Origin of the sequence: Sulfurimonas sp., from assembly GCF_050296975.1 — a bacterium.
Taxonomy (GTDB): domain Bacteria; phylum Campylobacterota; class Campylobacteria; order Campylobacterales; family Sulfurimonadaceae; genus Sulfurimonas.
The window spans coordinates 45,512-60,028 of record NZ_JBNKRX010000023.1; the positions used below are offsets into that span (position 1 = coordinate 45,512).

Here is a 14,517-nt window from a genome sequence, read left to right on the forward strand (position 1 = left end):
CCAATGCTCTGCATTGGAATGCAAATAACTAAAATCACAAATACAATTTTATAATACAGATATATACACTCCAACGCTGGAGCATTGGAGCGAGAAAAATGAACAATGATTTAGAAATCATCCCCCGCTTTAAACATCTCTGGTTTAAACTCAACTATTTTATTTCTACCTGTATTTTTTGCTTCATATAAAGCAGTATCAGCATATTTAATAGCTTTCCAAATACTGTCTGCATCAGTTGGATATCTTGACATACCAATACTGATGGTTTTTTTCAGTCTTTCACTTGTACCTACATCAAAAGATAGAGCACAGAATGCTTTATGGATTTTTTTAGCAACTCCTAATGCACCCTCTTCAGTTGCATTATAAAGCATCACTAAGAACTCTTCTCCACCATAACGAATCGCTAAATCAGATTCTCTTGTATTTGCTTTTAGTACACCTGATAGTTCGACAATAACTTTATCGCCAATATCATGTCCATATGTGTCATTTACCATTTTAAAGAAATCAACATCAAGCATTAATACAGCATAAGTATCATTTTTTCTATCTGCTTGACTCATCATTTGATCGATAAACTCTTCTAAGAACCTTCTATTGTATAATCCTGTCATACCATCTCGTAAAGAACTATCACGAAGTTTTGCTGTAAGGATACGACTTTCAATAACTGGTTTAGCAGCTTCAAGATAGTTACGTATACTAGGAGTGATAATATGAATCTCATTTACTTGTGCATCATCTTTTGCATGAATATTTAAAACAACAGAATAGTCATCATTAATTGTAAAAGGGATGCATACATAAAAATCATCAACTTTTGAACACTCCTCACAGAGTTCCATAAAGTCGGTAGAGATTACATCTGCTTGTGTTCTAAAAGCACGGCATAGGTTCGCATTTTTATCTACATTTACACTACAAAGTTTTTTATTTTCAGATGAAAAGATGAGTTTTCGTTCATTTATTACATGGTTAATTTCATAAAAAGCGAAGCTATAAAGTTCAAATTTATGCTCCATAGCGTCCACAAATCTTTTATATACAGTCTCTTTATCAATATCTAATTCAATAGTTTTTTTGAATTTATAGATATCTGAAAGTTCACCAATAATTGTTTTTGCTTCAAAAAGTGGATCTTTTGAAGCTACACATCCTTGAGGTATAAATGTAGAGAGGTTGTACTTGATATTTCCAAAAGTCTCTTGCATTTTTGTAAATAGCGTATTGAGTTGTTCAGTGATTTGACGAGCTTCCCCTTTAACATTTGTAAAAAATTTGTGGGTAAAATCGCCACTATATGCTTTTGTAATCCCCTCTTGCATACTTGCAAAAAGTTTCATATATGGAGCTACATAATGGTTAATTAAAAATAGAGCAATTACTATAAAAATAAGATTTATGATTAAAATTTTAAAAATAGTTATCATTCCAACATTACGCATATTAGTAATATCGAACTCCATAGATATTACTCCTAGAATTCCATCTCTTTTTATATCGTGACACTCTAAACAGTTTGGTTGTGATGTAGTTGCTTTGTATGGAATAGATACTCTTAAGATAATAGAGTCAGCTCCCTCATGGATAGTTTTAATTATTTTTCCACTATCGAGTACATTTTTATCAGTTTGATCACGAACTGTTTCACTATTGAATCCTGGACCATACTGTTTAATAACACTAGGAGCACGGACAAGCCAAAGGGATTTAACATCACTGTTATTATTTGAGATTTGATCTAAAAAGTATTGACGTTTATCCATCATACCATTGACCATATGAGCAGTAAGCCCATCTTTAACTATTGCTGCAGTTGTTGTAGCCTTTTCAGTCGCACTTTTAATACTATAATCTCTAAAATTTAAAGAGACATTGATAATAGTTGCTACTGCAAGTCCCAGTAACATCACTGTTACTATAAATAATAGTTTGAATTTTGTTCCCATTTACTCTACTCCACTGTTACACTTTTCGCTAAGTTTCTTGGCATATCCACATCATTACCTAGCCTGATAGAAACTTCTAATGAAAGTAATTGTACCACAATCATCATTTCAAAGAATTCTAACATGTAATGACTGTGTTTATGCGTTTGTATAAAATCATCCGCTTTATCAAAAGATAAAGGGCTTATGGCACATATTGTTGAATCTCTAGCACTAAGCTCTTCTACATTACTTTTTGCTTTTTCATGCAGTAGAAGTTCTGGTAGTAATGCTATAGTAAAGAGCTCAGGATCAGCTAACGCAATAGGTCCATGTTTCATCTCTCCACTAGGATAGCCTTCAGCATGAAGATACGATATCTCTTTTAATTTTAAAGCACCTTCAAGTGCTAAGGGATAGAAGATATCTCTTCCAATAAAGAAAAATCCATGTCCATGGAGATATCTTTTAGAGAGTCTTTTTACTTTTTCATGAATTTCATCGCGCACTTTTACTGATGCTGGAATTTGACGAATAGTTTCGATCTCTTTTGCAAGTACATTTTTATCTAAAGTACCTTTTAACTCTGCAAGATGAAGTGCAAGCATCCAAAAAATAGTAACTTGAGTTGCGAATGCTTTTGTGGAAGCTACACCTTTTTCAACACCAGCACGAGTGAGAATTGTAGCATCTGAAAGTCTTACCATTGAAGAGTTATCAACATTACAGATAGTGAGAGTTTTTAATCCTGCATTTTTAGCCATTTTAAGTGTTTCAAGTGTATCGGCAGTTTCACCACTTTGAGAAATCACAACAAAAAGGGTATCTTGTGTCATGATTGGATCGCGGTAACGAAATTCACTTGCAATCTCAACAGAAGTTTTTACTTTTGAATAACGCTCAAATAGATAAGACGCTGCAAGTGCCGCATGATAACTTGTCCCACAAGCACATAATTTTATCTCACTAATGCCATTGAAAATTTCTTTATCAAGCTCTTCAAAAATTACTGTATCAGTTGAGAGCCTTCCAAGTAAAGTATCTGTAATCACATCACTTTGTTCATAAATCTCTTTTTCCATAAAAAATCTAAACCCATCTTTTTGTGCTGAGAGTTTATTTGTAGAGAGTTTTGTAAAACTGGCTTGTTTCTCTTTACCTGTGTTATCATAAAGTTTGATTTCACTTGGTGTTACATATCCATAATCACCATCATCAAAATAGTTTACATTCTCACAATGTCCAATGAGCGGAGTATCTGAAGATGCAAAATATTTATCATTATTTGCATCTACACCAACTAACATTGGAGAGCCCAATTTTGCAAAAAAGATGGTGTCTTCCTTAGATTTAGTTACAAGTAAGATTGCATATGCACCTTGAAGCTCGGCAACCGTTTTTTCAAATGCTTCAAATTCAGAGCTGGAATGTTTAAGCTTTTTTTCGAAGAGATGGACTATCACCTCTGTGTCAGTTTGACTTAAAAATGTTACACCATCAATTTCGAGCTCTTTTTTGAGTTCTGCATAGTTTTCAATGATACCATTATGGACTACATAAGAGCTTTCACCTAGATGGGGATGGGCATTGAGTTCTGTTGGTTTACCATGTGTAGCCCATCTTGTATGACCGATACCAACAGCAAATTTGTCTGTTGTAAAATCTTTTGTTTTATCTTCAAGGTTGATGAGTTTACCTACAGCTTTAAAGTTATGAAATTCACCATCACTAAGCACTGCAATTCCAGCAGAATCATAACCTCTGTATTCGAGTTCTTTTAAACCATCTATTAAAATCTCTTTAGTATTTTTTTTACCTATATAACCGACAATTCCACACATTCGCTAAACCCTATAGAGCCTATTTTGTTAAGAGCTCATAAATTTTGTTCACATTATTGCATATGTTATTTTGTTTTTCCATTAAAAAGCTGTCACGTACTTTGAATTTACTTGAATGGATTTTTGCACTCACAATGTTGATGCCAAGTTGTTCAAATTTATGTATCACATAAGCAAGTAGTCCCATCTGATTTTTGGTTTGAATGTTAATCTCAGCATGTGTGAGTGAATGTTCACAATCTATGATAATCTCTGATTCTTTTATCTCAATATTACGGAGTTTTACCTCTTTGCTCATATCAAAAGCATCATCAATAATTTGTAATATATCTTCAATAACACTCTCATCAGCTTTTTTTGTAAACTCAATTTTAAAGTATTTTACATCATCAAAAAGTGTATAAATTTCCATAGATGCTACATCAAAATGTGATAAAGTTGCGAGAAGATACGCAAGATTTAGTGGACGTGTTCTAAATATCTCAATCGTTAAAGATTTTTCATTAAAAATATTAAACGTATAATCTTGTGTATTTTTTGCTTGGAGTGCGATATCTATGATATGCAGTGGAGTATTTTTAAAAAAGAACAGATTTGAAACTACAGAGAATATTTTATTTTGAAGTAGTTTAGGGAGTTCTTGAAATTCAGGAAGATTTTTTACCCTTTTTTCAACAAGTACTCTTTTTTTAGCATCTGTAATTCTCTCTTTGTTTTGTGCAACCTCTAAAGCATTTGTATAGAGTTCATAAAGTAGTTTTGAACTAAAAGTTGTATAGGTATGTCCGCCAACACCATTGATATCTGCATAAGTTAAAACATATAAGAGTTTGAGATTTTTTTCATCTCCTACATTTGACATAAATTTGTAAAGTGTTTTTTCATTATGGATGTTATCTTTAAAAGCTACAGAACTCATTAAAATATGATATTTCACCAAAGTAATTGCTCTAACAGTTAACTCTGGGTCAAAGTGCATTTTTTTTGCAAACTCTGCAACGAGTTTAGCTCCAACTTCACTATGATCTTGTTTTCTCCCTTTTCCAGTATCATGAAGAAGTACAGTTGCTTTTAAGAGAAGTTTCTCTTTCTCGTTCATCTCTTCATACAGTTTCTTTATAAAAGGCTCTTTTATATTTTCTAATGCTTGGATAGATTTCACTGAATGTAAATCTACAGGATAATGGTGATATCCATCAAATTGTGGTAGATGGAGAACTTTTTTAAAGCTTGGGAAAAGTTCATGTAAAATTCCAGCATCATAAAAAAGTTTTAAAAATGAGTAGATATGTTTTTTCTCTAAAAGTTTTTTTATTAGAGTATAGGTTTTTTGTCGTAATGGATGAGCTATAGTTGTATATGTAAACTGATTTAAAAAACCAGCATCATATTTATAATCTTTATCTTCTAAGTTGATTAATAGTTCTAAAAGCTCATTGATTGGACGAGGCGAGAGGTTGTATGAAGCAAAAAGCCTACTCTCATATTCATAAATCCCTTTTTGTAAACGTTGTTTTTTGAAAATTGATACATTTGAACTTTCGTAAATAAAACTACGCACCATTTTTTTGACAAATATTTGTGTAAAGTTATTGACTCGCCAACCAGCTTCTAAAACCTTTGAAGAGAACTTTTTATGATCTGAAAACCCCAAAAGTTCTGCAACTTGTGGAATGTGTTCCAAACGGAGAGTATCTTCTTGTTTTGAAGTGATAAGATGTAAAGCACTGCGAACACGAAAGAGTAACTCTAATGCCATACGGTACTCTTTATATTCATCATCTGTAAAAAGTTCATCAGTGAGTTCGCGTACAGATTCTACGCCGTAAATTGTTTTTGCAACCCAAAAAATGAGTTGTGCATCACGAAGTCCACCAACCCCCTCTTTAATATTTGGCTCCATAGATATAGAAAACTTTCTTCTTCTAGCTTGTGCTTCTTCAATTTTATTTAAAATAAACTCTTTTTGATTATAATGGCGCATTTTAGAGAGTTCACGAGAAGTTGCATGCCAAGTAAAAGAGGAACCACAAATAAAACGACCCTCTAAAAGAGCCGTTTTTATTGTAATATCTTCATTTGAAGCTTTAAAAATATCTTGTACCTCATGGACACGGTGCCCAAGTTTAAGACCTGCATCAAGTGCTAGATAAAAAAGTTTTTCGATGATAAGTTCAGAGTTATATCCATGTACATCTTCGTACACTATGAGTAAGTCAATATCACTATGTACACATAATTGTTCACGTCCATAACTCCCAAGTGCTACGATAGCTATAGGGATAGAACTTCTCATAGGCAGATAATTTCCAAACGTTCGACGCAGTACTGTTTTGTACATAAGCTCTATAATTGAATCGAGTTTTTTTGTATGACGCACTAAAAAATCTTTTCCCTGATTTTTTTCAAAAAGTTGGTGCAACGAATCTTTGTATTCTTTTATATATTGTCTAAACAGTTTTGAAAGCTCAAAATCTGAACCATTTTTTTCTATAATGTCTTCTATTTGTATTAGTATATCCATAACTTCAATTATATAAAATTTTTCGATATAATCGCTTAAAAAATTGGATAAAAATATGACAATTACAAAAAGAGTGACTTTTATTGCAAAAGAGGGATGTGAGCAAATCATGAAAGATTTACTTGCAGCTATGGTCATACCAAGTAAAGCAGAAAATGGATGTGTTTTTTATGAAATATTTCAGTATGAAAATAATCCAAGAAAATTTATGGCAGTAGAGACTTGGGCAGATGAAGCAGCCCTTGATGGACATAAAGCTTCAGCACATTACGCGGTGTATAAATCTTCATACGAGCCATATTGTGAAGACAAATATACTGATGAATTAGAAGTTTTGGAGGAAAAATGAAAAACTTATGGGATGACAAAGTAGCACTAAAATGCAAGGATGATTTAGATCTTAGAGTCTATACATCAAACCTTTTAGGCTCAAACGATGAGCTTGTTTTACATGGAGGGGGAAATACTTCTGTAAAAATTGGAGGTGTATTGTACGTAAAGGGGAGTGGATGGGATCTCTCTAGCATTCAAAAAGAGGGATTTTCACCTGTAAAGTTGGATTTACTTTTAGAGATGGCAAAGTTTGAAAAGTTAAGTGATAGTGATATGGTACGATTACAGCATGCTGCTATGATTGATGAGAGTGCACCAAACCCTTCAGTTGAAGCAATTTTACATGCACTTATTCCGTATAAATTTGTTGATCATACACATGCTGATGCTGTAGTGACGATATCAAACTCTGTAAATGGAAAAGAGCATATTGAAAGTTTATATCCAAACTTTTTAATAGTTGACTATGTGATGCCTGGCTTTGAATTAGCTCATAAGATTTATGAATTAATTGGGAGTCTTGATTGGAAAAAAATTGAAGGGATTATTTTACATAATCACGGGATTTTCACTTTTGATGACGATGCTAAAAAATCTTACACTAAAATGATAGATGCTGTAACAAAAGCTGAGGAGTTTTTGGATGAAAATGCACAGGTAAATATTCAGCGAAGTTATGAGCATAGTGGATGTGATATAGCAAAGATTACAAAAGTTTTTTCACAATTCAAAGGGTATGAGATACATCTCAATATCAATCAGTCTCCTTTAGCATCTTTTTATGCTTCACAACCAAATTTAAAAGAGTTTGCATCTTGTGGAGTTTTGACACCTGAGCATATCATCCGTACAAAGCGTACACCACTTGTGATGGAAGATACAAATTTAGAAGAGGGGATCAAAAACTATATAATGGAGTATGAGAAGTATTATATGCGTTATGAAAATGGTGAAACAATGATTAACCCTGCACCAAACTATATGATTATTAAAAATCTAGCTGTGATCTCTTTTGGATCAACTAAAAAAGAAGCGGATATTATTAATGACATAGTTGAGCATACAATGTTAGCTGTACTTCGTGCAGACAAGCTTGGTGGTTATCAAAGTATAAGTGAAGCGGATAGTTTTGCTATGGAGTACTGGGAGTTAGAACAAGCGAAGTTGAAGTAGTTTGTTTTTTCTGTTTGTTGTATAGCGCTTTGTGTTGTCTTATTTAGCAGGACAAATCCTCCCGTTGGTCTGAGCCTACTAAATAAGACAACACAAAGCTAAAAACTGGAAAACTTTTTATTTACGATAATATTTTTGAGGTGCCTACTCACAGACTCAGACCGTAGGGAGGATTTGCTCTGTTAATAGGCAGCTTAAAAATATGCTAAGTTACAAAAATGGAAGAATTTTATGGATAAGTATTTACTGGCAATAGACGCAGGGACAGGGAGTGTTCGTGCGGTTCTTTTTGATACTAAAGGAAATCAGATCGAAGTTTCTCAATATGAGTGGACACACTTAGAAGAAGAGGGTGTGGCTAACTCTATGAGCTTTGATTTTGCAACAAATTGGCAGTTAGTGATTCGTTGTATAAAAGAGATTATCCAAAAATCTGGTGTTGATCCAAAAGATATTTTAGCTCTTAGTGCTACGAGTATGCGTGAGGGGATAGTTCTTTACGATAAAAATGGTAATGAACTTTGGGGCGTGGCAAACGTAGATGCAAGAGCTTCAGAGGAAGTAAAATATTTAAAAGAAAATTTTCCTAAGATTGAAGAAGAATTTTACCAAAAAAGCGGACAAACTTTTGCTCTTGGGGCACTACCTCGTTTGCTTTGGCTGAAAAATAATCGCTCTGATCTTTATGAAAAAATAGCCTCTATCTCGATGATCGGAGATTGGATCTTAGCAAAACTCTCTGGCGTTATAGCATCTGATCCTAGCAATGGTGGAACAACGGGCATTTTTTCTTTAGAAAAACGCACTTGGGAGAGTTTTATGGCTCATCGCGTTGGATTAAAAGATGATATTTTCCCAAAAGTGTATGAGGTTGGAGAAGTTATCGGGAGTGTAACACAAGAAGCAAGTGAACAAACAGGTCTTGCAACAACTACAAAAGTGGTTATGGGTGGCGGTGATGTACAACTTGGTTCTGCTGGACTTGGCGTTGTAAAAGAGGGCGATGTAGCAGTGCTTGGTGGGAGTTTTTGGCAACAGGTTGTAAATATACCTTCATCTACAAAGCCACCTAAAGATATGGCATTGCGTGTTAATCCTCATGTAGTAAATGGACTCTCACAAGCTGAGGGGATCACATTTTTCTCTGGGCTAGTTATGCGATGGTTTCGTGATGCGTTTTGTGAGCTTGAAAAACTTCAAGCACAAGAACAAGGCAGAGATGTATATGAGGTTTTAGAAGAAAAAGCAAAAGGTATCCCTGCTGGAAGTTATGGGATTTTGCCAATTTTTTCAGATGAGATGAGGTATGGCAAATGGTATCACGCAGCTCCTAGTTTTTTAAATCTTAATTTTGACAATCCAAACTCTAAAATAGCGATGTTTCGATCGTTAGAGGAAAATGCTGCGATCGTGTCAAGTATAAACTTAGAAAATATCAAAAAGTTTAGTGGTGTGGAGTTTGATACTATTGTTTTTGCAGGTGGTGCAAGTAAGGGGGCATTATGGTCGCAGATATTAGCGGATGTGACTGGTTATAGTGTGAAGATTCCAAAAGTAACAGAGGCAACAGCACTTGGAGCTGCGATGGCAGCAGGTGTTGGTGCTGGAGTGTATAACTCTTTAGTGGAAGCGTCAAAGAAACTTGTGAAGTGGGAGAAAACATATACTCCTAATTTAGAAAACAAAGAAGTTTATGATAACTTGAAAATGAAATGGAAAAAGGCATATCAAGTGCAAATAAAGCTAGTTGATGATAATATCACGCACCCCATGTGGAAAGCCCCAGGTCTTTAACAAAATGTTTGTATGACAGGGATGCAGTTCTTTTAAAATGATTTCGTGAGGCTCAGACCGAAGGGAGGATTTGTCCTCTAAGAAATTAGTTTAAAAGAACGGAAAGCTTGACAAAGAAAATAATGAGAGAAAGAATGGATAGAATAGATTTCAAAACAGCACTAAAACTTTACGATGAAGACCTCTTTACACTTGGTGAGATGGCGGATAATAAACGTAAAGAACTCCATGGCAATAAAACATACTTCAATATCAATCGTCATATAAATCCGACAAACATTTGTGCAGATGTTTGTAAATTTTGTGCATACTCTGCAAATAGAAAAAATCCAAATCCGTATACAATGAGTCATGAAGAGATCATGGAGATTGTTGATAAGATTGTTCTTGATGGTGTTAAAGAGGTACATATCGTCTCAGCTCACAATCCAGAAACCGGAATAGAATGGTATTTAGATATTTTCAGAAAGATTAAGGATAAATATCCACAGTTGCATGTAAAGGCTCTTACTGCGGCAGAAGTTGATTTTTTAGCTCGCCACTATGAAAAGACGTACGATGAGATCTTAGATATGATGGTGGAAGCTGGAGTGGATTCTATGCCAGGTGGGGGTGCTGAGATCTTTGATGAGAAGGTACGTGAGTATATCTGCAAGGGCAAAGTAACTTCCGAACAATGGATCGAGATCCATAAAAAATGGCATGAGCGTGGGAAAAAATCAAATGTTACTATGCTTTTTGGTCATGTAGAATCACGTGAACACCGCATCGATCATATGATGCGTATACGTGAGTTGCAAGATGAGACAGGTGGGTTTAACTGTTTTATACCACTTGTGTATCAAACTGAAAATAATTACCTCAAAATTGAAAAACCGATCACTGCCGATGAAGTTTTACGAACAATGGCTATTTCACGTTTAGTGCTTGATAATGTTCCAAACCTAAAAGCATACTGGGTAACTTCTACGGTTAACTTAGCACTTGTTGCGCAAGAGTTTGGGGCAAATGATCTCGATGGGACTATCCAAAAAGAGTCGATCAACTCTGCCGCAGGGGCTAAGAGTGCAAATGGGATCGAGCTTGAAGATTTTGTGGGGCTTATAAAAGATAGTGGTTTTAGCCCAGTTGAGCGAGATAGTTTATATAATGAGATTAAGGTTTGGTAGTTGGATATAACGGTCGTTATTCCTTCCCTTAACCGATATCATTTTTTAAAAAGAGCTGTTAAGTCAGTTCTTGTACAAAGTTACCCTCCAAAAGAGATCATCGTTGTAGATGATGGATCAAATGATCAAACGGCACAAATTCAAAAAGATTTCCCACAACTTAAATATATATATCAAGAAAATCAAGGTGTTTCTGCTGCACGTAATGTGGGGATCAAAAATGCAAATTATGAGTGGATAGCATTTTTAGATTCTGATGATACTTTTCACTCTAAAAAATTAGAAGAGCAGTGCCTATTTCACAAAAATAATCCTGAAATACTTATGAGTTATACTGATGAAGTTTGGATTAGAGATGATCAAAAGGTCAAAATACCAAAAAAGTTTCAAAAGATCGGTAAAGATGTGTTTATGGAAAATCTTTCCTATTGCAATATAGCTCCATCTTCGGTACTTATACATAAAAAGATATTTAACCAAGTGGGCTATTTTGATGAGAGCTTAGAAGTGTGTGAAGATTATGATCTATGGCTGAGAGTTGCACTTGATTTTGAAATAGCTCTTTTGCCAAAAAAACTGATCACAAAATATGCAGGGCATGATGATCAACTAAGTTTTAAACATTGGGGAATGGATAGATTTCGTGTAGTGACTTTGGAAAAGTTATTGCAAATTACAAAACAACATCAAAAAATAGAAATAATTAAACTAGAAGCACAAAAAAAGTACAACTTGTTACTTGAGGGTGCGATTAAATATGATAAAATACAATCCATTCAATACTACAAGGAAAAAATTGAACAGCTTAACAAGAGAAACTAAATTAACAATACTTTATATATTTTTAGCATTTGCATTTTCTGTTGCGATGAGAATGGTTTGGACATATCATTTTAATGGGTATGAGCCATTTTATTATAATGGTCAGTTTATGATCAACACAAATGATGGCTATTATTGGGCTGAGGGATCCAGAGATTTACTTAGTGGTGGGTATAGAGAGGGGGTAGACCTTACACCTGTTACATCTGCACCAGCAATTCTAACTGCATTTTTTGTCAAAGTTTTACCATTTTCTTTTGAAACAATTATCTTTTATATGCCTGTATTTCTCTCTTCATTAATTGTTATCCCAATAATTTTAATTGCAAAACTGTTAAAAAATTTAGAGATGGGTTTAATTGCTGCAATGTTTGCTGCAATAGTTTGGAGTTATTATAACCGAACAATGATAGGGTATTATGATACAGATATGCTCAATATTGTACTGCCTATGTTTTTGCTTTGGTCTATTATTTGGGCAGTAAAAACTGATCAAAATATCTATCTATTATTAACTGGTTTAGATATTTTAGTATATCGTTGGTGGTATCCACAAAGTTACTCTTTAGAGTTCGCATTTTTTGGACTTATATCAGTTTATACACTTGTATTTGATCGAAAAAATGTTTTTAACTATAAGCTACTTGCAATCATGATGTTTGCGATGATGGGGCTTGATGGATACATTAGACTTATCTTAGTGATAGCCTCTTATTTTATTTTCACACAAGAGAAATTTAACAAATATACTTATTACCTTTTGGCACTCTCCATAGGTGCATTTTTTATCACTGGTGGGTTTAATCCCATCTGGGGACAACTTAAAGGATATATTTTTAGAGATAGTATAAGTATAGACAGTGACGGTTTAGGATTACACTTTTTCTCAGTGATGCAGACTGTTCGTGAAGCTGGAAAAATTCCATTTGAAACATTTGCAAATCGTATAAGTGGGCACACTATAATCTTTTTAATCTCAATTCTAGGTTATATATATCTTCTTTTCAAGCATAGAATTATGTTACTTTCTCTTCCACTTGTAGGACTTGGGTTTTTAGCGTATATTGGAGGGCTTCGCTTTACTGTGTATGCAGTTCCGGTACTTGCTTTTGGTATTGCATTTATTATTACTGAGATAGGTTCTTTAATGCCATATCAAAAACTAAAGTATCTCTCACTTGTAGCTTTAACGTTAGCAATTTTATATCCTAACTATAAACATATTGATGGATATAAAGTTCCAACTGTTTTTAATAATGATGAAGTCCAGGTCTTAGAACAACTTTCTCAAATATCAAATCCAAATGATTATACTATTGCTTGGTGGGATTATGGCTATCCTATAAGATACTATGCAAATACGCAAACACTTGTTGATGGTGCAAAACATACTGGGGATGTTAATTTTCCAGTAAGTTTTATTTTAACGCATCCACAAGATATATCTGCAAAACTAGCTCGTTTAGATGTTGAATATACAGAAAAAAGAGTTTTAAAAGATAAAAATATAAGTAGTAAATCAAATATAGAACAGATGACAAAGGATTTTGGTTTTGAAGATACGAATCTATTTTTAAATTCATTAGAAAATGATATGAAACTGCCCCAAAAAACTGCTGATATCTATTTATATTTACCATTTAGAATGCTAAATATTTATCCAACTGTTACTTACTTTTCAAATATAAACTTAATGAATGGAGTTCAAGGGCAACAACCACTTTTTTATATGAGTAGAAACTTTAAAGATATGGGAAATAAATTACAATTAGGGAATAGTGTTGTTTTAAACAAAAGTAATTTAACACTCACTTTAGGCAATAAAACATTACCAATTAGAAGATTTGTAAAGACTTCATATAGTGCAGATAAGAAGTTACATGTAGAGTCACAATTAGTAAACTTTACTTCAAACATTAATTTGATTTTTCTTGCTTCATACAATGCTTTTTTGGTTTTAGATGAAGCAACATACAATTCAACTTACATACAACTTTTTATACTTGAAAATTACGATAAAGATATCTATGAAAAAGTTATAGATACTCCAAGTGCAAAAGTGTATAAATTAAAAATATAAAGGAAAAATATGCCACACACAATAAGAAAATGTTTATTTCCAGCAGCAGGATATGGAACAAGATTTTTACCTGCAACAAAAGCGATGCCAAAAGAGATGTTACCAATTTTGACAAAACCACTTATTCAGTATGGTGTAGAAGAAGCGATGGAGGCTGGATGCGATGTTATGGCGATTATAACAGGACGTGGGAAGCGTGCTATTACTGATCATTTTGATATATCGTATGAATTAGAACATCAAATTAAAGATACGTCAAAAGAAAAAATGTTAGATGGGATTCGTGAAATTATTAAAAACTGTACATTTACATACACACGTCAAAATGAGATGAAAGGTCTTGGTGATGCGATATATAAAGGAAATGTACTTGTTGGCTTTGCGAACCCTTTTGCTGTAATTTTAGCAGATGATTTATGTGTAAATCCAGATGGTGATGGAATACTAAAACAGATGGTTGATCTTTATAGTAAATATAAATGTTGTATTGTAGCGACTATGGAAGTACCCAATGAAGAGGTACATAAATATGGTGTAATTGAAGGAAGTGAAATAGAAGAGGGTGTATATATGGTTTCAAATATGGTTGAAAAACCAGATAACGACAAAGCACCTTCAAATCAGGCTGTAATAGGGCGTTATATCTTAACACCAGATATATTTGAAGTGATTAAAAATACAAAACCTGGAAAAAATGGTGAGCTACAAATTACCGATGCATTATGTCAACAAGCAAAAAATGGGATGGTAATTGCATATCAGTTTAAAGGAAAACGCTTTGATTGTGGAAGTGTTGAAGGATTTGTAGAAGCTACAAACTATTTTTATAATCAAGAAAAGAAGTAAG

Annotated in this window: 10 protein-coding genes; 7 read left to right on the forward strand and 3 right to left on the reverse strand. The window is 33.6% G+C overall.

The features are described from left to right. Positions 1 to 110 precede the first annotated feature (110 nt). The 3 genes from ACQY56_RS06455 to ACQY56_RS06465 are packed head-to-tail and all read right to left on the reverse strand — an operon-like array spanning position 111 to position 6,299. Positions 111 to 1,955: a GGDEF domain-containing protein gene (locus tag ACQY56_RS06455; RefSeq protein WP_428737104.1), complete on the reverse strand. Its 1,845-nt coding sequence runs from the start codon at positions 1,953 to 1,955 to the stop codon at positions 111 to 113. Positions 1,956 to 1,960: 5 nt separating this feature from the next. Then, positions 1,961 to 3,775 carry a glutamine--fructose-6-phosphate transaminase (isomerizing) gene (gene glmS, locus ACQY56_RS06460; RefSeq protein WP_428737105.1) on the reverse strand — a complete coding sequence of 605 codons (1,815 nt, stop codon included), beginning with the start codon at positions 3,773 to 3,775 and terminating at the stop codon, positions 1,961 to 1,963. 19 nt (positions 3,776 to 3,794) lie between these two features. After that, positions 3,795 to 6,299: an HD domain-containing protein gene (locus ACQY56_RS06465; RefSeq protein WP_428737106.1), complete on the reverse strand. Its 2,505-nt coding sequence runs from the start codon at positions 6,297 to 6,299 to the stop codon at positions 3,795 to 3,797. Positions 6,300 to 6,354: 55 nt separating this feature from the next. Here ACQY56_RS06465 and ACQY56_RS06470 point away from each other — a divergent pair, with 55 nt between their 5' ends. The 7 genes from ACQY56_RS06470 (at position 6,355) to galU (ending at position 14,516) form a co-directional block, all read left to right on the forward strand. Then, positions 6,355 to 6,648 carry a putative quinol monooxygenase gene (locus ACQY56_RS06470; RefSeq protein ID WP_428737319.1) on the forward strand — a complete coding sequence of 98 codons (294 nt, stop codon included), beginning with the start codon at positions 6,355 to 6,357 and terminating at the stop codon, positions 6,646 to 6,648. Continuing rightward, entirely contained in the window at positions 6,645 to 7,805 is a 1,161-nt protein-coding gene (locus ACQY56_RS06475; RefSeq protein ID WP_428737107.1) for a class II aldolase/adducin family protein, read from the forward strand. Before ACQY56_RS06470 ends, ACQY56_RS06475 begins: the two co-directional genes overlap by 4 nt. A gap of 231 nt (positions 7,806 to 8,036) precedes the next feature. Beyond that, complete coding sequence (gene lsrK, locus ACQY56_RS06480; RefSeq protein ID WP_428737108.1) at positions 8,037 to 9,599, forward strand: autoinducer-2 kinase; 1,563 nt, start codon at positions 8,037 to 8,039, stop codon at positions 9,597 to 9,599. 134 nt (positions 9,600 to 9,733) lie between these two features. Continuing rightward, on the forward strand, positions 9,734 to 10,768 hold the full coding sequence (mqnE, locus tag ACQY56_RS06485; RefSeq protein WP_428737109.1) for an aminofutalosine synthase MqnE: 1,035 nt from the start codon (positions 9,734 to 9,736) through the stop codon (positions 10,766 to 10,768). After that, the gene (locus ACQY56_RS06490) at positions 10,769 to 11,590 is read left to right on the forward strand and encodes a glycosyltransferase (RefSeq protein WP_428737110.1); all 822 of its coding nucleotides are present in this window, start codon (positions 10,769 to 10,771) and stop codon (positions 11,588 to 11,590) included. Beyond that, positions 11,565 to 13,670 (forward strand): STT3 domain-containing protein, encoded by a 2,106-nt coding sequence (locus tag ACQY56_RS06495; protein WP_428737111.1) that lies wholly within the window; start codon positions 11,565 to 11,567, stop codon positions 13,668 to 13,670. Before ACQY56_RS06490 ends, ACQY56_RS06495 begins: the two co-directional genes overlap by 26 nt. 9 nt (positions 13,671 to 13,679) lie before the next feature. Continuing rightward, positions 13,680 to 14,516: a UTP--glucose-1-phosphate uridylyltransferase GalU gene (galU, locus tag ACQY56_RS06500; RefSeq protein WP_428737112.1), complete on the forward strand. Its 837-nt coding sequence runs from the start codon at positions 13,680 to 13,682 to the stop codon at positions 14,514 to 14,516. The last annotated feature ends 1 nt before the right edge of the window (position 14,517 follow it).